The 22,345-nt window shown below is 55.2% G+C and carries 21 protein-coding genes and 1 pseudogene; 7 read left to right on the top strand and 15 right to left on the bottom strand.

Annotated elements, in window-relative coordinates; all coding sequences use genetic code 11:
• Positions 1–2 precede the first annotated feature (2 nt).
• The 3 genes from carA to ACJTMZ_RS12365 form a co-directional block, all read right to left on the bottom strand.
• Positions 3–1,151 carry a glutamine-hydrolyzing carbamoyl-phosphate synthase small subunit gene (gene carA, locus ACJTMZ_RS12375; RefSeq protein WP_023295905.1) on the bottom strand — a complete coding sequence of 383 codons (1,149 nt, stop codon included), beginning with the start codon at positions 1,149–1,151 and terminating at the stop codon, positions 3–5.
• 454 nt (positions 1,152–1,605) lie between these two features.
• The gene (gene dapB, locus ACJTMZ_RS12370; protein WP_058688971.1) at positions 1,606–2,427 is read right to left on the bottom strand and encodes a 4-hydroxy-tetrahydrodipicolinate reductase; all 822 of its coding nucleotides are present in this window, start codon (positions 2,425–2,427) and stop codon (positions 1,606–1,608) included.
• Between the two features lie 132 nt (positions 2,428–2,559).
• Positions 2,560–3,567 (bottom strand): LacI family DNA-binding transcriptional regulator, encoded by a 1,008-nt coding sequence (locus tag ACJTMZ_RS12365; protein WP_015572642.1) that lies wholly within the window; start codon positions 3,565–3,567, stop codon positions 2,560–2,562.
• 187 nt (positions 3,568–3,754) lie between these two features.
• On the opposite strand from ACJTMZ_RS12365, the gene ACJTMZ_RS12360 reads away from it, so the two are divergent.
• From ACJTMZ_RS12360 to ACJTMZ_RS12340, 5 genes are read left to right on the top strand one after another with little or no spacing between them, the layout of a single operon-like run.
• Entirely contained in the window at positions 3,755–5,497 is a 1,743-nt protein-coding gene (locus tag ACJTMZ_RS12360; RefSeq protein ID WP_150325921.1) for a class I mannose-6-phosphate isomerase, read from the top strand.
• Positions 5,498–5,499: 2 nt separating this feature from the next.
• The gene (locus tag ACJTMZ_RS12355) at positions 5,500–5,928 is read left to right on the top strand and encodes a PTS sugar transporter subunit IIA (protein ID WP_048973370.1); all 429 of its coding nucleotides are present in this window, start codon (positions 5,500–5,502) and stop codon (positions 5,926–5,928) included.
• Between the two features lie 10 nt (positions 5,929–5,938).
• Positions 5,939–6,433 (top strand): PTS sugar transporter subunit IIB, encoded by a 495-nt coding sequence (locus tag ACJTMZ_RS12350; RefSeq protein WP_015572639.1) that lies wholly within the window; start codon positions 5,939–5,941, stop codon positions 6,431–6,433.
• 10 nt (positions 6,434–6,443) lie between these two features.
• Positions 6,444–7,241, top strand: coding sequence for a PTS sugar transporter subunit IIC (locus ACJTMZ_RS12345; protein ID WP_015572638.1), 798 nt, complete (start codon positions 6,444–6,446; stop codon positions 7,239–7,241).
• Positions 7,241–8,059 (top strand): PTS system mannose/fructose/sorbose family transporter subunit IID, encoded by an 819-nt coding sequence (locus ACJTMZ_RS12340; RefSeq protein WP_015572637.1) that lies wholly within the window; start codon positions 7,241–7,243, stop codon positions 8,057–8,059. The genes ACJTMZ_RS12345 and ACJTMZ_RS12340 overlap by 1 nt, the downstream gene beginning before the upstream one ends.
• Positions 8,060–8,086: 27 nt before the next feature.
• On the opposite strand, the gene ACJTMZ_RS12335 is transcribed toward ACJTMZ_RS12340, so the two are convergent.
• The 8 genes and pseudogenes from ACJTMZ_RS12335 to ACJTMZ_RS12300 form a co-directional block, all read right to left on the bottom strand.
• Complete coding sequence (locus ACJTMZ_RS12335) at positions 8,087–8,857, bottom strand: glucose-6-phosphate isomerase family protein (RefSeq protein WP_015572636.1); 771 nt, start codon at positions 8,855–8,857, stop codon at positions 8,087–8,089.
• Positions 8,850–9,404: a glucose-6-phosphate isomerase family protein gene (locus tag ACJTMZ_RS12330; RefSeq protein WP_252010800.1), complete on the bottom strand. Its 555-nt coding sequence runs from the start codon at positions 9,402–9,404 to the stop codon at positions 8,850–8,852. Before ACJTMZ_RS12330 ends, ACJTMZ_RS12335 begins: the two co-directional genes overlap by 8 nt.
• A 156-nt stretch (positions 9,405–9,560) precedes the next feature.
• Entirely contained in the window at positions 9,561–10,511 is a 951-nt protein-coding gene (ispH, locus tag ACJTMZ_RS12325; protein WP_017383814.1) for a 4-hydroxy-3-methylbut-2-enyl diphosphate reductase, read from the bottom strand.
• A 1-nt stretch (position 10,512) separates the two neighbouring features.
• Entirely contained in the window at positions 10,513–10,962 is a 450-nt protein-coding gene (gene fkpB / locus ACJTMZ_RS12320; RefSeq protein WP_015572634.1) for an FKBP-type peptidyl-prolyl cis-trans isomerase, read from the bottom strand.
• Between the two features lie 116 nt (positions 10,963–11,078).
• The gene (lspA, locus tag ACJTMZ_RS12315; protein WP_003856452.1) at positions 11,079–11,579 is read right to left on the bottom strand and encodes a signal peptidase II; all 501 of its coding nucleotides are present in this window, start codon (positions 11,577–11,579) and stop codon (positions 11,079–11,081) included.
• Entirely contained in the window at positions 11,579–14,395 is a 2,817-nt protein-coding gene (ileS, locus tag ACJTMZ_RS12310) for an isoleucine--tRNA ligase (protein WP_039271751.1), read from the bottom strand. The genes lspA and ileS overlap by 1 nt, the downstream gene beginning before the upstream one ends.
• A gap of 45 nt (positions 14,396–14,440) precedes the next feature.
• Complete coding sequence (ribF, locus tag ACJTMZ_RS12305; protein WP_003856456.1) at positions 14,441–15,367, bottom strand: bifunctional riboflavin kinase/FAD synthetase; 927 nt, start codon at positions 15,365–15,367, stop codon at positions 14,441–14,443.
• A 7-nt stretch (positions 15,368–15,374) separates the two neighbouring features.
• Positions 15,375–15,580: pseudogene (locus tag ACJTMZ_RS12300) on the bottom strand (DUF2575 domain-containing protein); the annotation flags it as partial.
• A gap of 115 nt (positions 15,581–15,695) precedes the next feature.
• Here ACJTMZ_RS12300 and rpsT point away from each other — a divergent pair.
• Complete coding sequence (gene rpsT / locus ACJTMZ_RS12295) at positions 15,696–15,959, top strand: 30S ribosomal protein S20 (RefSeq protein WP_003856458.1); 264 nt, start codon at positions 15,696–15,698, stop codon at positions 15,957–15,959.
• A 58-nt stretch (positions 15,960–16,017) separates the two neighbouring features.
• Here the strand turns inward: rpsT and nhaR are convergent, their stop codons facing one another.
• The 4 genes from nhaR to dnaK all read right to left on the bottom strand — a co-directional run bounded on the left by nhaR (position 16,018) and on the right by dnaK (position 21,471).
• The gene (gene nhaR, locus ACJTMZ_RS12290; protein WP_003856462.1) at positions 16,018–16,917 is read right to left on the bottom strand and encodes a transcriptional activator NhaR; all 900 of its coding nucleotides are present in this window, start codon (positions 16,915–16,917) and stop codon (positions 16,018–16,020) included.
• Positions 16,918–16,976: 59 nt separating this feature from the next.
• Positions 16,977–18,152 carry a Na+/H+ antiporter NhaA gene (gene nhaA, locus ACJTMZ_RS12285; RefSeq protein WP_017383817.1) on the bottom strand — a complete coding sequence of 392 codons (1,176 nt, stop codon included), beginning with the start codon at positions 18,150–18,152 and terminating at the stop codon, positions 16,977–16,979.
• Between the two features lie 172 nt (positions 18,153–18,324).
• Positions 18,325–19,470, bottom strand: coding sequence for a molecular chaperone DnaJ (dnaJ, locus tag ACJTMZ_RS12280; protein ID WP_014830600.1), 1,146 nt, complete (start codon positions 19,468–19,470; stop codon positions 18,325–18,327).
• 87 nt (positions 19,471–19,557) lie between these two features.
• The gene (gene dnaK / locus ACJTMZ_RS12275) at positions 19,558–21,471 is read right to left on the bottom strand and encodes a molecular chaperone DnaK (protein WP_006810169.1); all 1,914 of its coding nucleotides are present in this window, start codon (positions 21,469–21,471) and stop codon (positions 19,558–19,560) included.
• Between the two features lie 296 nt (positions 21,472–21,767).
• Here dnaK and satP point away from each other — a divergent pair, with 296 nt between their 5' ends.
• Positions 21,768–22,334 carry an acetate uptake transporter gene (gene satP, locus ACJTMZ_RS12270; protein WP_003856474.1) on the top strand — a complete coding sequence of 189 codons (567 nt, stop codon included), beginning with the start codon at positions 21,768–21,770 and terminating at the stop codon, positions 22,332–22,334.
• The last annotated feature ends 11 nt before the right edge of the window (positions 22,335–22,345 follow it).

Here is a 22,345-nt window from a genome sequence, read left to right as displayed (position 1 = left end):
GATTATTTAGCGGTCTTACGGTATTGCTCGATAAGTTCGATGAAGTGATCGAACAGCGGCGCGGCATCGTGTGGGCCCGGGCTGGCTTCAGGGTGGCCCTGGAAGCTGAACGCAGGCTTATCGGTGCGATGGATACCCTGCAAGGTACCATCGAACAGTGACTTATGCGTCACGCGCAGGTTAGCTGGCATCGTCGCTTCATCCACAGCGAAGCCGTGGTTCTGCGCGGTGATCATCACCGTGTTGTTGTCGATATCTTTCACCGGGTGGTTACCACCGTGGTGGCCAAACTTCATCTTGACGGTGTTCGCTCCGCTCGCCAGCGCCAGCAGCTGATGGCCGAGACAGATGCCGAATACTGGGATGTCGGTTTCAAGGAAGGACTTGATGGCGTCGATAGCGTAGTCGCACGGCGCCGGGTCGCCAGGACCGTTAGAGAGGAAGATGCCGTCCGGGTTCATCTTCAGAACATCTTCAGCAGAGGTTTTCGCCGGAACCACCGTCAGGCGGCAGCCACGGTCAACCAGCATACGCAGGATGTTGCGCTTGGCGCCAAAATCGTAGGCCACCACGTGGAACGGCAGCTCGCTTTCCGGTTTCGCTTCCGGCAGGTCGCCTTCCAGCGTCCAGCTTCCCTGCGTCCAGCTGTAGGCTTCAGCGGTGGTCACTTCTTTCGCCAGGTCCATACCGTTCAGTCCCGGGAAGGCTTTCGCTTTTTCCAGCGCCAGCGTCGCATCGAGGTTATCCCCTGCGATGATACAACCGTTTTGTGCACCCTTCTCGCGCAGCAGACGCGTCAGCTTACGGGTATCGATATCGGCAATCGCCACAATGTTGTGGCGCTTCAGGTAAGAAGAGAGGTCTTCGGTGTTGCGGAAGTTGCTGGCAATCAGCGGCAGGTCGCGAATGACCAGGCCTTGCGCATGTACCTGAGAGGATTCTTCGTCAGCCGCATTGGTGCCGACATTGCCGATATGAGGATAAGTAAGAGTAACGATTTGGCGAGAATAGGAAGGATCAGTGAGGATTTCTTGATAACCGGTCATTGAAGTATTGAAAACGACTTCCCCAACCGCCGAACCCGTTGCCCCTATGGCCCGACCGATAAACTGGGTTCCGTCTTCCAGAACCAATAGCGCTGACTTAATCAAAACACCCTCCAGAGAATATTCACTCACTTTATTTGCATATTAATTCATAACCATGTCATGGATCAATGCAAATGTGTTGCCAGCGGATTTTTGGCAAACGGCGGCATTCTGGGGATTTGCCATGTAAAAGTCAACTTAAAACGGGAGTTTTGTATATTCTTTTGCAAGCCTGGCGGTCTGAAATCAGATTAAGCGGCAAAAAGATCAACTAAATCACTGTGGAAACCGCTTGCGCATGCAGTTTAATAGAAAGGAACGTCTTGCAGGAATAAAAAGTGGACCAAATGGTCAAAATTTACAGTTCAGCAACAGAAATTATCGATAAAACACTTACTTTAAATCAGTTAGACACAATAAATACCCCAAATAGACAAAATAAAAGGGCAATAAAATATTGCCCTATGCAATCAAGTAATTACGACTGCAATAACCACATCACGAAGGGTAATAATGCTTACAAATTGTTGAGTTCGAGGACATCTCGCATATCAAAAAGACCATTACGCTTACCTTTCAGCCACAATCCCGAACGTACCGCCCCGTTTGCAAATGTCATGCGGCTGGATGCTTTATGAGTGATTTCGATCCTTTCGCCAATATCGGCGAACATAGCGGTATGTTCACCGACGATATCACCCGCGCGAACGGTGGCAAACCCAATGGTGCCAGGCACGCGCTCGCCAGTGTGGCCTTCGCGAGAATAGACCGCGATGTCTTTCAAATCTTTATCAATTGCACACGCAATCGCTTCGCCCATCGCCAGCGCCGTGCCTGACGGAGCATCGACTTTGTGGCGATGGTGCGCTTCGACGATTTCAATGTCGGTATAGTCGCCCATCACCTTCGCCGCCTTCTCCAGCAGTTTCAGCATGACGTTTACCCCCACGCTAAAGTTTGCCGCAAAGACAATCGCAATCTCGGTGGACGCATCCTGAATGGCTTGCTTACCGGCCTCGTCAAAACCGGTGGTGCCAATCACCATCCCTTTACCGTGCTGACGGCAAAACGCCAGGTGAGCCAACGTGCCTTCAGGGCGGGTAAAATCGATAAACACGTCAAAGTCTTCTTTCACCGCCTCAAGGCTGCTCTGCACGGTAACGCCCGTCTGACCTGCGCCTGCCAGCTCGCCTGCATCGGCTCCCAAAAGCGATGAACCTTCACGCTCCAGCGCCGCGCCAAGCGCCACGCCATCCATCTGTAGTGCCGCCTGAATCAGCTGACGGCCCATACGTCCACCCGCGCCCGCAATGGCGACGCGGATCTGTGCATCATGCATAGTTATTCTCTTACGTTAAAATGATGTAAATCGTTTTCAGATTAACCAGCCTTTGCACAGGCTGCCACAGAAAACGCCGATAATTAGAATTTAATGATAAACAGGGTGAGATATCAGTGAAAGACATGATCGTCAGCGAAAACCACATGATTCCCGCACCACCAGCGCAGGCGGCAGAATGATTCGTTTGGCGGGTTCGTCGTTGCCCTGTATGCGGCTGTAAAGTAACTCCCCTGCCTTACGACCAATCTCTTTCGCCGCCACCGATACGGTGGTCAATGCGGGCTGCACCAGAGCCGCTTCGGTAATATCATCGAAACCGACCAGCGCAAAATCACGTCCCGGCTCACGGCCCATCTTGCGTAAGCTTTGCATCACCCCCAGCGCCACAACATCCTGATAGCAAATTGCCGCACTGATGTGTGGATGCTCGAGAAGTAACGCCTCTGCCACGCGCGCGCCGTCGCTTTGGCTGGCGTGAGAGGTTCTGATCCAGGCAGGATTCGGCGTCACGCCGTATTCCAGCAGCTTGCTGGTAAAGCCCCCGATACGCTGCGCCCGAGAGCCCGAATTCTGGCTCCCTCCAATGAACGCAATATGCCGATGGCCCATTCTGAGCAGATGCTCCGTCGCCATCTGCGTGCCTAAGAAGTTATCCGTTCCGACAAAATCAAAATCCGGATCGTTCAGCGGGCGCACAACCATGATAGCCGGAATATTGCGCCGCTTCAGACCCTCAAAAAAGGCCTGGGGCGTTTCCCGAGCCGCACACAGCACCATACCGCCGACGTTATTACGCATCAGTGAATCAACAAATTTTTGCTGTCGCTCTGCCGATTCCTCGCTATTCGCCAGAAAAAGCATCAGCTCGTGGCGCTCCATTTCATGACTTAGCCCTGCCGTCATCTCGCTATAAAAAGGGTTGGTGATATCGTGCAAGAGCAGCCCGACCTGGTTACTGCTGCGGTTACGTAAATTGGCTGCCGTCTGGTTATAGACATAGCCGGATTCATCCAGCGCCTTAAGCACACGTTCGCGCGTGCTTTGCGAAATGCGGCCTTTGTTGCAGAGCACCATCGAGACCGTCGCCGTTGACACGCCGGCGCGTTTCGCGACATCGGCCAGTGTAATTCCCGTCATGTTGTCTCCTTCATCATCACTACAGGTTAATCGAATAACCTGTTTTTTGCATTTTTCCCTGTGAGACTCTTCACATTACCGCTGTTGTTCTGGATTCGATTCGCATTTATGGCGGGTTAATCGCGTTAACCACTCTTCTCAAATACGGTTAATCGAATAACCTTAAATAACGATTACGGAGGATACAATGACAACCTACGACAAATTCCCCACGGTGGCGATACAGGGTTTTGATGACAGCGCCTGGCAAGGCTGGGAAGCAATAACCCGCGTTCTTGAGTCAAAAACCCAACAGCGCAGCCGCACGGTGCTGGTGATTGACTGCTATCCGGGCGTGCGCATGACCGAGCTTGAAGAGAACGTGCTGCCGCGTCTACGCCCGACGCTGGCGATCAATGCTGAACAGGCGCGACGGGATGAGTGTGCCATTCATGAGATGCTGGCGCGCAACCTCACAGACGATCGCGTCTTTGGCGTTCTCTCCTGCCACCAGCTTGGAGAGTTTTTCGATCCCGCGCGTCTGGAGGCGTTGCAGGTTCAGGTGAACCAGTGTTCCGGGGGGCTGATTGTGATCTACGGACCCGGTGCGACGCTTGTCCATCCGGGTGATGTGCTGGTATATGCCGATCTGCCGCGCTGGGAGATCCAGCAGCGTATGCGGCGGGGTGAGACTGGGAACTGGGGCGCAGATAATCAGCAGGAAGATATGCTTCGTCGCTACAAGCGCGCCTTTTTTGTCGAATGGCGCGTCTTCGATCGCCACAAAACACCGCTGCTCAGGCGCACCGATTTTTTACTGGATACAACCCAGACGAACCAGCCCGCGATGGTCAGCGGCGAGGCCCTGCGAGCCGGGCTGAAGCAAACTACCACCCAGCCTTTCCGCGTGGCGCCCTTTTTCGATCCTGGCGTCTGGGGCGGCCAGTGGATGAAACAGCAATTCGATCTCGATCCCTCTGCACCCAATTACGCGTGGTGTTTTGACTGCGTGCCCGAGGAGAACAGCCTGTTACTGCGTTTTGGCGCAGTGCGGATCGAGATCCCCTCTCAGGATCTGGTTTTGCTTGAGCCCCGTGCTCTGCTGGGCGAGAAAGTTCACGCACGTTTCGGCGCGGAATTCCCGATCCGTTTTGACTTCCTCGACACCATGGGTGGCCAGAATCTGAGCTTCCAGGTCCACCCCATTACCGAGTACATCCAGCAGCAGTTTGGGATGCACTATACCCAGGATGAGAGTTATTACATTCTGGAAGCGGAGCCGGGTGCCGTCGTCTATCTGGGGACCAAAACCGGCACAGACCCTGAGGCCATGATGGACGATCTCAGGCGCGCGGGTCGCGGTGAAAAACCGTTTGATGACGACCGCTTCGTTAATCAGATCCCGGCAAAAAAGCACGACCATTTCCTGATCCCGGCTGGGACGGTGCACTGCTCCGGCGCGGGAACCATGGTGCTGGAGATCAGCGCTACGCCGTATATTTTCACCTTCAAACTGTGGGACTGGGGCCGCCTGGGCCTGGACGGGCTGCCGCGCCCGGTACACCTGGAGCACGGTGAAAAGGTGATCGACTGGCAGCGCGACACGCGGTGGGTACATCAGCATCTGGTGAATCAGTTCGAACCTGTCGCGGAAGGAAACGGCTGGCGTGAAGAGCGTACTGGCCTGCACGAGCGTGAATTTATCGAAACCCGCCGCCACTGGTTTAGCGAACCCGTTTTGCACCACACCGGCGGCGGCGTGAACGTGCTGAATCTGGTAGAGGGCGACGAAGCAATTGTCGACAGCCCAACCGGTGCATTTGAGCCGTTTACCGTCCATTACGCCGAAACCTTCATCATTCCGGCAAGCGTAGGTGACTATCGCATTTCACCTTCAGCCCGTGCTTCCGGACACCCCCTCGCGACTATCAAAGCCTGGGTAAGGAGCTAACGATGATTCATTTTATTGTCGCCACTCATGGGCCGTTAGCCGCCGCGCTGCTGGAGAGCGGCCGGATGGTATACGGCGAGCTCCCCGGCGTACACACCGTTTGTCTGACCGAACAGGCGGGAATAGAGGGCTTCCGGCAGGATTTCATCTCCACACTGGAAGCGGCAAGCGTCAACGCTGACGGCGTGCTGGTGCTGTGCGACATGCAAAGCGGCACGCCGTGGAACGTGGCCTGTGAGGCCGCGTTTAACCCACATACGCAGCCGCCGGTCGCCGTGGTGGCTGGAGTCAACTTCCCGATGCTGCTGCAAACCGATGAGGTGATGATGGCTCGCGATGTTCATCAGGCTGCCGGGCAGCTTATCGAACTTACTCTGCCGACGCTGGTACAGGCGAAACCGGCAGATACTGCACAGACAGACGATTTTTAAGGAGCCGCATATGAGTATTTCTTTTGTACGCATTGACGATCGCGTGATCCACGGGCAGCTCATTACACGCTGGGCCAGGGAGCTGCCCTGCGACGGCATCGTTGCCATTGACGATGCCGTTGCGGCCGATCCGCTGTTATCGTCGGTCATGAAAGGAGCCGTATCAGACACTAAAGTGTGGCTGTTCGATACGGCAACCGCGATCGAAAAACTGCCAAAAGTGATTGCCAGCGAAAAGCGCTATTTCGTGATTGGCAAATCTCCACTCACGCTACAGCGCATTGAGCAGGCGGGCATTAGCCTGAAAAACAGCAACGGAAAAATTAACGTGGGCCCGATGAGCGCCCGGGCTAACACGATCACCATCGGCCCGAATCAATCGGTAACCCAGGATGAAGCGGCAGCGTTCGAGTGGCTGACCGGGCAGGGACACGCGATTGAATTCCGCCTGGTTCCCGATGCCAGTTTTTATACCTGGCAGGATGCCAGACAAAAGCTGAAATAAGGAGCAGATCATGATTATCGAAGCGGCTTTAATTGGCCTGCTGTGTTATCTGGGCGCACTCAGTAGTCCGTGGCTTTTAGGGCTGACGGGCGGCTGGTATCTCATCTCCCGACCGCTCATTTCCGGGATGCTGGTTGGCCTGATCCTGGGCGATATCAAAACCGGGATTATGATTGGCGTAGCGGTGCAGGCGGTGTATATCGCAATGGTGACACCCGGCGGCTCGATGCCAGCAGATTTAAACTTTGTGGCTTATCCGGCCATTGCGCTGGGAATACTTTCCGGCAAAGGACCTGAGGTTGCCGTCGCGCTGGCGGCGACTATTGGGATCGCCGGAACCATTCTCTTCAATGCGATGATGGTGCTGAACTCCTTCTGGAACCATCGTGCGGATGTGGCGCTGGAGAACGGCGACGAGCGCGGGATCTACCTTAACAGCGCCATCTGGCCGCAGGCGATGAATTTTGTGCTGCGCTTTGTGCCTACCTTTATCGCCGTCTTTTTTGGCGCACAGTACATTAGCGGGTTTATGGACAGCCTGCCGCACATCGTCCTCTCCACCATGAATGTGCTGGGCGGCATCTTGCCCGCCGTCGGTATTGCCATCCTGCTTAAGCAGATCATCAAAAGCTATACCATGCTCATCTACTTTCTGGTGGGCTTCGTTTGCATCGTTTTCCTGAAACTCAATATGGTCGCGCTGGTGATCGTGGGCGCCCTGCTGGCACTGATTCATTACAACTATAAACCCGAGGCACCGCAGGCCGTGGCTTCAGCACCTGTCCCTGACGACGAGGATGAATTCTGATGGAAGAACGTAAACTCACCCGCAAGGATCTGCGCCGCTGCTGGCGAGCGTGGATGATGCACAACCTCTCCTCAATGAGCTTTGAACGCCTTGAATCCTTCGGCTTTTGCCTGAGCATGCTGCCGGTCGCAAAAAAGCTCTATCCCGACCCGGTACAACGTACCGAGATGCTGCGCCGTCACGCGTCGTTCTACAACACGGAGCCACAGATTGGCGCGATCGTTAACGGTATGGCGCTGGGGCTGGAGGAGAAAAAAGCCAACGGCGAGCCGATTGACGGTGAAACCATAAATACCCTGAAGGTAGGCCTGATGGGGCCAATTGCCGGGATCGGCGATTCGATGATCCCCGGCATGCTGATCCCGATCCTGCTTAGCATTGGGATGGCGCTGGCGGCAGGCGGAAATATCCTCGGTCCACTGTTTTATACCGTTGCCTGGCTGGCCATCATTATCCCTGGCTCCTGGTTCCTGTTTCTCAAAGGCTACCAGATGGGATCAGGCTCCGTGGAGATGCTGGTCAGCAGCAAATCTACCCGGCTACGGGAAGCGCTCTCGCTACTGGGCGTATTTGTCATGGGCGGCGTGGCGGCCAGCTACGTGAAGCTCGGCACCGGGCTGGAGTTCATCACCCGGGACGGGGTTAACATTCACGTTCAGCAGATGCTGGACGGTATTTTCCCGCAGCTGCTTCCGCTGGCGGTGGTGCTGGGGACCTGGTATCTGATGGCAAAACGCGGCGTGTCGCCGGTAAAAGCCATGATATTGCTGCTTATACTGGCAGCGCTTGGCGTGGCGTCCGGTTTGTTTGCAGGATAAGAAAACCGGGGCAATGCCCCGGCTTCTTTATGGATGGAAGTTATTCCACAGTTCTGCGACTTTATCCGGACGCGAAATAAACTGGAACCGTGCGGGGTCATCAATAAACTGCTGATAAACAGGCGCATCAGTAATGCCAAATTCCGGATAACTTCTCGGCGTAATCATCTGCAAGCGCCCTGGTCTGTAGTGACTGTTATGCTGCCAGACAATATGATTACCCTGAACTAAGGGATACCAGGCCAGACCTTTTCGCGCACGAACGGCCTCATACTCAAAGCCATATTCCCGATCGCACCACGCACCAAACGTCAGCGGCTCATTGGGCGAGGCCGAAATCGTCGCATGGCCCCATCCGGGAGGGACCAGTACCTTTTCACCCGGCCCCGCGAGTACCGCAAAACAACGTCCCGGATCGTCGTCCACATACTCCTGCATGTAGATAATCGCTTTACCCTGCCAGATTTCGTACAGCTCAGGGGGCGACCATCCGCTGTGCTGGCTAATACGGTGAACATGTCCCTGGCTGCGGACCGGCTCATCGCCAAGCGTGCCTGCCGCGTAGGTGACCACACCAAAAAGCAGCATGCGTTTTTCGAGCTCCGGCCTGTCCGCCAGACGCGCCACGTCCATCGCGATGGCATATACCTGTTCAGGCCCTTCGCAGTCCGGATTGCGCAGCGACGGGCGGATCTGATCCAGCGTTCTGATCTCCGGCATCGGCCCGGTAACATCCTCTCCGTAGCAAAAACCGAGCGGCTGACGGGTGATGGTCATATCAAGGCCATAGTTAGCCATGGCGCACCTCGTAACCTTCCCCGGAGGCAAAGATCCGCAGGGTGAAGCCCTCTGCCAGCGCCGCATAGTCGTGTCCCGCAATGCTCGGCCAGACGGCAAGGGAGGATAGCGTCTCGTTGCCAGTGTTAATCAAACGATGCGCTGTAAAAGGAGGAATAATATGCACGGAGCCAGCCGTCACCTGCTCAAGCCGCGCGTCGCCCGCCTCCGTTTGCAGCAGCAACAAGCCACATCCGCGCAGGCCAAAATAGACCTCCCCCTGTTCGCGGCGCTGATGAAAATGACCGCGAGTCATAAAGAACTCATCGCCCACGTTACCCGCACGCAGGTGAGTTACCCCAACGAAGAGTGCCCCTTCCCCTACGGGCGAGCCCAGTACGTCTACGTCATACACACTTTTTTGAGGATTGCCGCACTTCCACGCCTCGCCGTCTGCGAAGATCCCAGGAAGATCCGCAAGACGAGTCGTTTTGCGGATAAGCGGCCCGCCGGCTAGCGCGCCGGTAGCCCACGTCAACTGAGATGGCATAAAGATGTCTGAATTCATATCGCTCTCCGGCCCGAGGAGAACAGCAATATCATGATGGCAGATTAAACGATTAACCTAGTGATAAAAGCGTCAATATTGATGGTGAATCACAGTTAACCAGAAACAAAAATGCCGGAGGCTTTCGCCACCGGCATTTTGAAGATTGAGAGGACATTATTCCACTTCGCGGGCGTCGATTCGCAGCTCTTTCGGCACTTCGAAGACAATGTTCTCTTCACGGCCTTCCAGCGGCACCGCTTCGCCACCGCCCAGCTCTTGCAGGCGGGCAATGACGTTTTGCACCAGGATATCCGGCGCTGAAGCGCCTGCGGTAACACCGACGCAGGCCGCGTTTTTCACCCACGCTTCCTGAATGTCCGTTGCGTCGTCGATCAGAAAAGCTGCTTTCCCCATACGCTGCGCCAGTTCGGCCAGTCGGTTGGAGTTAGAGGAGTTTTTCGAGCCGACCACCAGCACCACATCCGCCTGTTCAGCCAGGGCGCGTACGGCTTCCTGACGGTTGGTGGTTGCATAGCAGATATCATCTTTGCGCGGCCCGACGATTTTCGGGAAGCGCTGGCGCAGGGCGTCAATCACGTCTGAGGTGTCGTCTACGGAAAGCGTCGTCTGGGTCATAAATGACAGACGGGCTTCGTTTTTCACGTCCAGCGTAAAGACATCTTCCGGTGACTCAACCAGATACATGCCCCCTTCCGGGTTGCTGTACTGGCCCATGGTGCCTTCAACTTCCGGGTGACCAGCGTGACCAATCAGAATTGACTCTTCACCACGACGGCTGGCGCGCGCCACTTCCATATGCACTTTTGTCACTAACGGACAGGTGGCATCGAATACGGTCAGATCGCGGCTTTTCGCCTCGTTGCGTACCGCCTGAGAGACGCCGTGCGCGGAGAAGATGAGGATTGCGCCGTCCGGCACTTCGCTGATCTGCTCGATAAAAATCGCACCGCGCTCGCGCAGGCTGTCGACCACGTAACGGTTGTGCACCACTTCGTGACGCACGTAAATCGGCGCGCCGTAAATCTCCAGCGCGTTTTCAACAATGCTGATAGCGCGGTCTACACCGGCGCAAAAGCCGCGCGGGTTAGCCAACAGGATCTGCATTTTACTCCTCCAGTGCCGGATCGATCTCCAGCACTTCGACATCAAAATGAACGGTACGCCCGGCAAGCGGATGGTTGAAATCGACGGTGATAGAATCGCCGTTGATTTCTCGGATCACGCCAGGCATTTCGCTGCCGTCCATAGCGGTAAAGAGCATAATCGCCCCGATTTCTGGTTCACCCGCATCCATAAACTCACGACGCGAGAAATACTGGATCAGGTCCGGGCTTGGCACGCCAAATGCCGCATCCGGCTCCAGCGAAAACGCTTTTTTCTCGCCCTCTTTCAGACCCAGAAGCTGCTGCTCAAGGCCTTCAGACAGGGAGGTGTCACCCAGACGAAACAGCGCCGGTTTGCCATTGTTGCGGGTGGATTCGGCCGTGGAGCCGTCATCCAGCTTCAGCGTGAAATGAACGAGAACCGCGCTGTTGCTCTGTACGGATTTAGACATGCAAATTGCTCGCTTGTTTTGGGTCACCTGTTGCCCGGTGGCGCTACGCTTACCGGGCCTACGGGGGCCACAAATTCTGTAGGCCGGGATCGCTACGCGTCACCCGGCTGGTTTTGTTACGCCTGCTCTTTCGCGGCCGGTTTAGGCAAGAAGCCTTCCAGCACGATTAACGCCGCACCAACGCATATTGCGCTATCGGCGAGGTTAAAGGTCGCGAAGTGCCAGTCGCCGACGTAGAAATCGATCATATCGACCACAAAGCCGTGCCACAGGCGGTCAAACAGGTTACCCAGCGCGCCGCCAATGATCAGCGCGTAGGCGATGTTATTCAGCTTTTGCGTGGCCTTTGAGCGGTACATCAGCACCGCCAGCACGACGCAGATACCGATAGCGATACCCGCGAAGAACCAGCGCTGCCAGCCACCGCTGTCGGCAAGGAAACTAAACGCCGCACCATAGTTGCGGGCATAGTGCAGGTTAAGCGACGGAAACAGCGGGACCGTATCCCCCAGAGCGAAATTCTGGAGGATCAGGAACTTGCTGCCCAAATCAATAATCAGCACCACCACCACCAGCCACAGCCAGCGCAGTCCTGTTGAACAGAGAGTTTTACTCATCAGGCAAACTTACGTTTTTCGCCGTCACCGGCGACGTTGCTTACACAGCGTCCGCAGATGTCTGCGTGTTCCGCCACCTGGCCAACATCGGTGGTGTAATGCCAGCAACGCGGGCATTTCTCACCGTCGGCTTTGCTCAGTGCGACCTTCAGGCCTTTGAGCAGCTCGCTCTGCTGAGCATCAGCAGTAGCTTCGGCATAATCCGCAACTTTCGCACCGGAGGTCAACAGGACAAATCGTAATTCATCGCCCAGCGCGGTCAGTTTGGCCGCCAGCTCCGGTTCGGCGTACAGGGTCACCGTCGCTTCCAGAGAGCCACCGACTTTCTTGTCCGCACGCGCCTGCTCGATAACCTTGTTCACTTCGCCGCGCACTTTCAGCAGCTCGTCCCAGAAGGCATCGTTCATTGCTTCAGTGCTGGAGAGGTCGAACAGACCTTCGTACCACTCGCCGGTGAAGACATACTTCTCACGGTCGCCCGGCAGGTAGCCCCAGATTTCATCCGCGGTGAAGGACATGATCGGTGCCATCCAGCGCACCAGCGCTTCTGCGATGTGGAACAGCGCGGTCTGGCAGCTACGACGCGCCACGCTGTCCGCTTTCGCGGTGTACTGGCGGTCTTTGATGATGTCGAGGTAGAACGAGCCCATCTCGATGGAGCAGAAGCGCATCAGGCGCTGCACCACTTCGTGGAAGTCGTAAGACTCATAGGCTTTAAGAATATCTTCCTGCGCCGCTTTCGCGCAGCCTACCGCCCAGCGATCGAGCACAACCATCTCTTCCGGCTTCACCATGTCTTTTACCGGATCGAACCCGTTCAGGTTCGCCAGCAGGAAGCGCGCGGTGTTACGAATACGACGATAGCTGTCAGCAGCACGTTTCAGGATCTCATCAGAGACCGCCATTTCGCCGGTGTAGTCGGTAGAGGCCACCCACAGACGCAGAATGTCCGCGCCCAGTTTGTTCATCACGTCCTGCGGAGAAACGGTGTTACCGATAGATTTGGACATCTTACGGCCCTGACCATCCACGGTGAAGCCGTGGGTCAATACCTGGCGGTAAGGTGCTTTACCCTTCATGGCGGTGGAGATCATCAGCGATGACATGAACCAGCCGCGGTGTTGGTCAGACCCTTCCAGATACATATCGGCAGCGTGACCAGCAAACTCCGGACGCACATCAACCACGGAGGAGTGGGTAGACCCGGAATCGAACCACACGTCCAGGGTATCCGGCACTTTCTCGTAGCTGTCTGCGTCAGCGCCCAGGATGTCGCGGGCGTCGAGATCCCACCACGCCTGAATGCCGTCAACTTCGACGCGCTTCGCCACTTCTTCCATCAGTTCCAGAGTGTTCGGGTGCAGCTCCTGCGTCTCTTTATGTACGAACAGAGACATCGGCACGCCCCAGGTGCGCTGACGGGAGATACACCAGTCAGGACGGTTAGCCACCATGGATTCGATTCGCGCCTGGCCCCAGTCAGGGATCCACTGCACGCCTTTGATCTCTTTCAGAGACTGCGCGCGCAGGCCTTTCTGGTCCATGCTGATAAACCACTGCGGGGTTGCACGGAAGATGATCGGGGTCTTGTGACGCCAGCAGCACGGATAGCTGTGCTGCATTTTCTCAACGTGCAGCAGCGCGCCGCTGGTGCGCAGCATATCAACGATGATGTCGTTAGCTTTAAAGACGTTGATACCGTCCAGCGCCGGGTAGGTGCCAGGCAGGTAAGAGCCGTCCGGGCCAACCGGATTAGCGATTTCCAGGCCGTACTTCAGGCTGATGTTGTAGTCGTCAGGACCGTGGCCACCGGCGGTATGTACCGCACCGGTACCCGCGTCCAGCGTGACGTGGTCGCCCAGAATCGCCGGAACGTCGAAGTCCAGGAACGGGTGTTTGAAGCGCATCAGTTCCAGCGCGTCGCCTTTTACGGTGCCCAGCACGGTGTAATCGGTGATGTTCGCGCGTTTCAGCACGCTTTCGACCAGGTCTTTCGCCAGGATAACCGCACGGCCATCAATCTGCACCAGCGCATACTCAAACTCGCCAGAGAGGGAGATCGCGCGGTTAGCAGGCAGCGTCCACGGGGTGGTGGTCCAGATCACCAGAGAGATCGGGCCGCTTACGCCAGGCAGACCAAATTTAGCTTTGATCGCATCTTGATCGACCGCTTCGAAGGCCACGTCGATAGAAGGCGAAGTTTTGTCGTAATACTCCACTTCCGCTTCTGCCAGCGCAGAGCGGCAGTCGACGCACCAGTGCACCGGCTTCGCGCCTTTGTGCAGGTGACCGTTGCCGATGATTTTACCCAGCGCACGGATGATGTTGGCTTCGGTTTTGAAGTCCATGGTCAGGTACGGGTGCGACCAGTCGCCCAATACGCCCAGACGGATGAAGTCAGCGCGCTGACCGTCAACCTGGGTGGCAGCGTATTCGCGGCATTTCGCGCGGAATTCTGCGGCGGTGAACTTCTCACCCGGCTTACCGTACTCTTGCTCAACTTTCAGCTCGATTGGCAGACCATGGCAGTCCCAGCCCGGAACGTAAGGCGAGTCATATCCCGCGAGTCCTTTGGACTTCACGATAATGTCTTTCAGAATCTTGTTTACAGAGTGACCAATATGAATGCTGCCATTCGCATATGGAGGGCCATCATGCAGAATGAAGGTTTTTTTGCCTTTTTTGGCTGCACGAATGATGCCGTACAGGTCATCATCGGTCCAACGCGCCAGCATTCCCGGTTCACGCTTGGCGAGATCGCCGCGCATCGGGAACCCTGTTTCCGGCAAATTCAGGGTTGATTTATAGTCACTCATCAGATTCTCGGTTCCGTATTTATCACGTAGGCAGTTAAGCCGGTTCTAAAGCCCAAAAAACTCGCGGGCCGTTAATTCATCTCGCGCGATTTGCGCCTTAAGTTCATCCAGCGAAGCGAATCGCTGTTCATTGCGTATTTTTTTACGCAGTATCACATCTATATGGCGACCGTAGAGGTCCATTACAACGTCCAGCAGGTGTACTTCTAACTGTTGACGCACACCGGCAACCGTTGGACGTGTGCCAATGTTGGCGACGCCGTAGAAAGGCTTCTCGCCCAGTCCTGCCACTTCCACCGCATAGACCCCTTTAACCGGGGAGACCTGACGACGCAGCGGTATATTCGCCGTCGGGAAACCTATCGTGCGGCCCAGCGCATCGCCATGGACCACGCGACCTGAAATTGTGAACGGGTGACCCAGCAGCGTTTCTGCCGTGTCCAGTTCATCATTCGCCAGCGCCTGACGTACCGCCGTGCTGCTTACGCGCACGCCGCCCTCACAGAAGGTCATCGTGCTGGTGACGTCAAACCCGTACTCCAGGCCAGCCTTCTGTAATAACAAGAAATCGCCCTGACGACCAGCGCCAAAGCGGAAATCATCGCCCACGGCGAGAAACTGCACGCCAAGCTGCCTGACCAACAGGTCGCTGACAAAATTTTGTGCGGTCAGCGCGGCAAAACGACGGTCGAACCTTACGCACAGGACGTAGTCCACCCCTGACTCCGCCAGGTAGCGTAACTTCTCACGCAGACGCGTCAGCCGCGCGGGGGATTTCTCGCCTGCAAACAGCTCCAGCGGCTGAGGCTCGAAAATCATCACCACGACGGGCAAGCCTCGCGCCTCGCCTTCTTTACGCAATCCCTGCAACAGCGCCTGATGCCCACGATGCACGCCGTCAAAATTACCAATGGTCAGCACGCACCCGTGCGGGGCTTGACTGAGATTATGTATGCCGCGTATCAGCTTCATGACTGGCTCAAAACAGTGAAAATCGCCAAAGTATACCTTGTACAGCGGTTAAGGTTAACCGGCGATTGTTCACGCTAAACAGAAAGCCGTATGATTTCATCACGCTGACCTTTCACAGCAAAAAAATCTGTCCGCGAACTGCGATTTTTACGCCGAAAAGCTGTATTCACGAACGACAAGCTGGTAGAATCCTGCGCCATCACTACGTAACGTAGCGTCGCCACATTAACGGCGCTTATTTGCACAAATCCATTGACAAAAGAAGGTATAGAGGGCATATTCCTCGGCCTTTGAATTGTCCACATAGATCATATTTGGGAGTTGGACCTTGGCTAATATCAAATCAGCTAAGAAACGTGCCGTTCAGTCTGAAAAGGCTCGTAAGCACAATGCAAGCCGTCGCTCTATGATGCGTACTTTCATCAAGAAAGTATACGCAGCTATCGAAGCTGGCGACAAAGCTGCAGCGCAGAACGCATTTAACGAAATGCAACCAATCGTGGATCGTCAGGCTGCTAAAGGTCTGATCCACAAAAACAAAGCAGCGCGTCATAAAGCAAACCTGACCGCGCAGATCAACAAACTGGCTTAATCGCCACTTGTTGTTGCTTGTTTGAAAGAACCCGCTTAACGCGGGTTTTTTTATGTCTTCAGATTGCCGGCGGCGTAAAAAGCGCCGAATAGTCGCGATTGCAGATTCGCTGCACAGCCGGATGCTGAATCATCCTTTCGGCGAATATGGCGTGATACTCTTCCATCACGTTATCCACCCTGCCGATCTCGGTTATTTTGTCGTCTGAATAGAGATCGTGCGCGTACAGCGTTGGAGCAACGAAGATAGCGTTATGCGCTTCGCCAAAGGCTTTCATCAGCGCCGCATCGTCGAACTCACCGAGAATTTCTACGTTCAGCCCCTGCGAGTTAAACCAGTTCAGCAGCTTCCGTCCGAGCATGGACCTCCGACCCGGCACCAGCAAGCGGCGCTCTTCCAGGCAGGCAGGAAACGGTTTTTCCGGTGGCGGATTGATGCACCAGAAACTGACGCCGCATTCGCCAATTTTCACCGAGAACAAGCCTTCCTGCTGCGTGGAATCGATAGGGCAATCCGAAATAATCATATCCAGCTTATGCTGGCTCAGCTGTTCCAGCAGCATCTCGTGAGTGGACTCAAAGCAGCGTAAATGGATCTGTTCATCTTCCACCACCGCCGCATCCAGCACGCCACTCACCAGCCGTTTGGACAGCGCATCCGCCACCCCCACGTCAAAAAGCAGGTTCGACTCTTTGCGGTAGTTGACGATGTCCAGCATCTCCTGACTCAGGGTGAACATTTTATCCGCATAGCGGAACACCAGCTCGCCCAACTCACTGGGCTCAATCCCACGGCCCTTGCGCTTGAACAACTTGCCCTGTAACCGCTCTTCCAGGGCTTTGATTTGCCCGGTAATGGTTTGTGGCGTCAGGTAAAGCGCTTCTGCCGCCCCCACGACCGAGCCCTGTTTATAAACGTGCCAGAAGTAATAAAGATGGTTGTAATTCAAATGAGACATCGCGTGTTCTCTCCCTGAGTGTGTATCGGGAGAAGGAGCCCCCTCCTCCCGGTTTTCCGTTATGCCTGGACAGCCTGTCCGGACAATTTCACCTTCAACAAGGTATAACCAATGACTGCGGCCAGTAATGACCCGATGAGAATGCCGAGTTTTGCCCAGACGATAAGCTCAGGCGCGTTTGCGCCAAACGCCAGCGTCGAGATAAAGATCGACATGGTGAATCCAATACCGCACAGCACGCCGACGGCCATAATCTGGCTAAAGGTGGTCCCGTTTGGCAATGACGCCAGCTTCAGCTTCAGCGCCAGCCAGCAGAACAGGCTGATACCCAGCGGCTTACCGATAAACAGACCGGCGATGATACCCAGCGGCAGCACGGAGGTGAGTCCGTCCAGAGTAACCCCGGCCAGGGAAACTCCCGCGTTGGCAAACGCAAACAGCGGCAGGATCATAAAGCCCACCCACGGATGAAGCACATGCTCCAGCTGTCTGGCTGGCGATTTGCCGTCCTGCTCCTTCAGCGGAATAAAGAAGCCAACGATGACGCCCGCCAGCGTGGCATGCACGCCAGACTTCAGCACCGCCGTCCACAGCACCATGCCCACCAGAATATAAATACCCGTACGTCGGACGTTGAAGACGTTCAGCAAGGCCAGCACCACAATAGCCACGGCCGCCACGCTCAGCGACAGAACCGACAGATCGCTGGTGTAGAACAGCGCGATAATCACGATAGCGCCCAGATCATCGATAATCGCCAGCGCCATCAGGAAAATTTTCAGTGCTACCGGGACGCGGCTACCGAGCAAGGCTAAGACCCCGAGCGCAAACGCGATATCCGTTGCGGCCGGGATCGCCCAGCCGTCACGCGCAACCGGATCCTGCCACGCAAACGCGAGAAAGAGCAACGCCGGAACGATCATCCCGCCAATCGCCGCGATCACCGGAAACGCCGCGCGCTGACGGCTGGCAAGCGAACCGATCACCAGCTCACGTTTAACCTCCAGACCCACCAGCAGGAAGAACACCGCCATCAGCGCATCGTTGATCCACAGCAGCATGTTCTTGTTAATTTCCAGCGCCCCGACTTTCAGCTCGACGGGCGTTTCCAGAAATGCGTGATAGAGATCGCGCGTCATGCCCATATTGGCGAGCAGCATAGCGGCCGCAGCAGCAATAATCAGGATGACGCCGCCGGATGCCTCACTGCTAAAGAAACGGTGTAGTAATTTCACGTTTAAACTCTCTTTTACAACAATACCTCGGTAAAACCATAATATCAGCGCAAACAGATCGGTAAAAACAGATTAATATTGGGTATATATTCAGTTTAACCGAGGAATAACGCTATAAACAAAAAGCCCGGAATTGCTTCCGGGCTTTAAAGGATAGTAACCAGCTGGCGGGTTAGCGGGTTAAATCGTCGAAGAATTTTTTGACGCCATCGAAGAAGCTTTTGGAGCGCGGGCTGTTTTTCTCACCCGTCGGGCCGCCAAAACTCTCCTGAAGCTCTTTCAGCAGCTGTTTCTGCTTATCGTTCAGGCCGACCGGCGTTTCCACGACCACGCGGCATAACAGGTCACCCTGCGCGCCACCGCGAACGGATTTAACGCCTTTGCCGCGCATGCGGAACAGCTTCCCGGTCTGGGTTTCGCCGGGGATTTTCAGGTTAACGCGACCGTCCAGCGTCGGCACTTCGATTTCGCCACCCAGCGCCGCCATCGCAAAGTTGATCGGCACTTCACAGTACAGGTTGTTACCTTCACGCTCGAAGATGGCGTGCTGCTTCACCTGAACCTGAACGTACAGATCGCCTGCCGGTGCGCCGTGCTCGCCGGCTTCACCCTCACCTGCCAGACGGATGCGGTCGCCCGTATCCACGCCTGCCGGGATCTTAACGGACAGCGTTTTGGTTTTCTCCACGCGACCGTGACCGTGGCATTTGGTGCACGGATCTTTAATCAGCGTACCGCGACCATGACAGTGCGGACAGGCCTGCTGCACCGCGAAGAAGCCCTGGCGCATCTGCACCTGACCGGAACCGTGACAGGTTGGGCAGGTCTGTGGCTGAGTCCCCGCTTTCGCGCCGCTGCCGTGGCAAACGTCACACTCTTCCAGCGTCGGAATACGGATCTCTTTGGTGACGCCGCGAACCGCTTCTTCAAGCGTCAGCTCCATGTTGTAGCGCAGGTCTGCGCCGCGCGCCGCGCGCTGACGACCACGTCCGCCGCCGAAGATATCGCCAAATACATCACCAAAGATATCGCTGAAATCAGCGCCGCCGCCGAAGCCGCCGCCACCAAATCCACCGCCGCCCATGCCGCCCTGTTCAAAGGCCGCGTGACCGTACTGATCATAGGCCGCACGTTTTTGTGCATCGGTCAGGACTTCGTAGGCTTCTTTAATCTCTTTAAATTTGGCTTCAGCCTCTTTGTCACCCTGATTACGGTCAGGGTGGAATTTCATGGCCAGGCGCTTATACGCCTTTTTGATTTCACGCTCTTCCGCAGTTTTCGGAACGCCTAAAATCTCGTAATAGTCTTGCTTTGCCATTGGTTTTTTTAAGCCCCTTAACATGCGAGCACGGGCGTGGAGAATTCTCCTACGCCCGTGCCGATTACTTACCCTGCATCAGGGCGATTATTTTTTGTCTTTCACTTCTTCGAACTCAGCGTCGACAACATCGTCGTCTTTCGCGTTGTTCTGGGAAGCATCAGCGCCCGCCTGCTGCTGTGCGTGCTGCTGCTGAGCGATTTCCATCAGCTTCTGAGAAACCTGTGCCAGCTCCTGCATCTTCGCTTCGATGTCCGCTTTGTCTTCGCCTTTCAGAGACGTTTCCAGCGCGCTCAGTGCAGTTTCGATCGCAGTTTTGTCTTCCGCTGGCAGTTTATCGCCCGCTTCTTCAACCTGCTTACGGGTGCTGTGCAGCAGATGGTCACCCTGGTTACGGGTCTGAACCAGCTCTTCGAACTTACGGTCGGATTCCGCGTTAGCTTCGGCATCACGAACCATTTTTTCGATTTCCGCTTCGTTCAGGCCAGAAGATGCCTTGATGGTAATCTTCTGCTCTTTACCGCTATTTTTGTCTTTCGCAGACACATGCAGGATACCGTCAGCATCGATGTCGAAGGTGACTTCGATCTGTGGCATGCCGCGTGGTGCCGGGTTAATACCGTCCAGGTTGAACTGACCCAGAGATTTGTTATCCGCCGCGCGCTTACGCTCACCCTGAATCACATGGATGGTTACCGCAGACTGGTTGTCTTCAGCGGTAGAGAACACCTGGCTGTGTTTCGTCGGGATAGTGGTGTTTTTGTTGATGAGCGGAGTCATCACGCCACCCATGGTTTCGATACCCAGAGACAGCGGGGTAACGTCCAGCAGCAGTACGTCTTTTACTTCACCCGTCAGAACACCACCCTGAACCGCAGCACCGATAGCAACCGCTTCGTCCGGGTTCACGTCTTTACGTGGCTCTTTACCAAAGAACTCAGCCACTTTCTTCTGAACCATTGGCATACGAGTCTGACCACCTACCAGGATAACGTCCTGAATGTCAGACACGGACAGGCCAGCGTCCTGCAATGCAACTTTCAGTGGCTCGATAGAACGGTTCACCAGGTCTTCTACCAGGCTTTCCAGTTTCGCACGGGTCACTTTGATGTTCATGTGTTTTGGACCGGTCGCGTCTGCGGTGATGTACGGCAGGTTCACGTCGGTCTGCTGAGCGGAAGACAGCTCGATCTTCGCTTTCTCAGCGGCTTCTTTCAGTCGCTGCATGGCCAGCGGGTCGTTACGCAGGTCAATGCCCTGATCTTTCTTGAACTCGTCAACGAGGTAGTTGATCAGACGGGTATCGAAGTCTTCACCACCCAGGTGGGTATCACCATTGGTTGCCAGAACTTCGAAGGTTTTTTCGCCGTCAACGTCGTCGATTTCGATAATAGAGATATCGAAGGTACCACCACCCAGGTCGTAAACCGCGATAGTACGGTTGCCAACTTCTTTATCCAGACCGTAAGCCAGTGCTGCTGCGGTTGGTTCGTTGATGATACGTTTTACTTCCAGACCTGCGATACGGCCAGCATCTTTGGTTGCCTGACGCTGAGCATCGTTGAAGTAAGCAGGTACGGTGATAACAGCTTCAGTTACCGGCTCACCCAGGTAATCTTCCGCGGTTTTCTTCATTTTCTTCAGCACTTCAGCAGAGATCTGCGGAGGTGCCGTTTTGGTGCCTTTCACATCAAGCCATGCATCGCCGTTATCGGCTGCGATGATTTTGTAAGGCATGATGGAAACGTCACGCTGAACTTCTTCGTCCTGGAAGCGGCGGCCAATCAGGCGTTTGATCGCAAACAGGGTGTTTTGCGGGTTTGTCACGGCCTGACGTTTAGCCGGCTGACCAACCAGAGTTTCACCATCCTGGGTATAAGCAATGATAGAAGGCGTGGTGCGATCGCCCTCGGCGTTCTCCAGCACACGTGCAGTAGTGCCATCCATAATCGCTACACAAGAGTTGGTAGTACCCAGGTCGATACCAATAATTTTACCCATCTAAACGTCTCCACTAAAAATTCAGTCAACATGTGGTTGTGTACCTGTAATAAGGGCAGAACGTGCTTTTTCAACTGCCCAGATTTGATTTTTTTCAGGTCCACACACTGCGGTTGCTTACAAGATGGGGTCACAACAGCATCCATCAAGGGGGAAGGATAAAAAATTTTTTAATTTCACCCCGGTGAGATCATAGACGGCGTCGATGCCGCCCATTATGATGCCGCGCCCCGTCAGGTAGAACTGGCGCGGGTTTAACCATTTCACCATATTAATGATGATTTTTTTGAGGACTTATGGGCAACACTAAGTTGGCTAATCCGGCTCCGCTGGGCCTGATGGGTTTTGGCATGACCACCATTCTGCTGAACCTGCACAATATCGGGATGTTCCCGATGGACGGCATTATCCTGGCGATGGGCATTTTTTACGGCGGTATCGCACAGATCTTTGCGGGCCTGCTGGAATATAAGAAAGGCAACACCTTCGGCTTAACCGCATTTACCTCTTACGGTTCCTTCTGGCTGACTCTGGTCGCAATTCTGCTGATGCCTAAAATGGGCCTGGCAGAGGCGGCAAACGCCCATTTCCTGGGCGTGTACCTGGGACTGTGGGGCGTGTTCACCCTGTTCATGTTCTTCGGTACCCTTAAGGCGAACCGCGCACTGCAATTCGTCTTCCTGAGCCTGACCGTACTGTTCGCTCTGCTGGCCATCGGTCACCTGGCGGATAACGAAGGCATCGTTCACGTTGCCGGCTGGGTAGGTCTGGTTTGCGGCGCAAGCGCAATCTACCTGGCCATGGGTGAAGTGCTGAATGAGCAGTTCGACCGCACCATTCTACCGATTGGTGAAAAACACTGATCCCTCTGTCG

It is taken from the genome of Enterobacter sp. DN, from assembly GCF_046054285.1.
Lineage (GTDB): Bacteria > Pseudomonadota > Gammaproteobacteria > Enterobacterales > Enterobacteriaceae > Enterobacter > Enterobacter hormaechei_C.
This window is presented reverse-complemented; position numbering and strand designations above follow the sequence as displayed.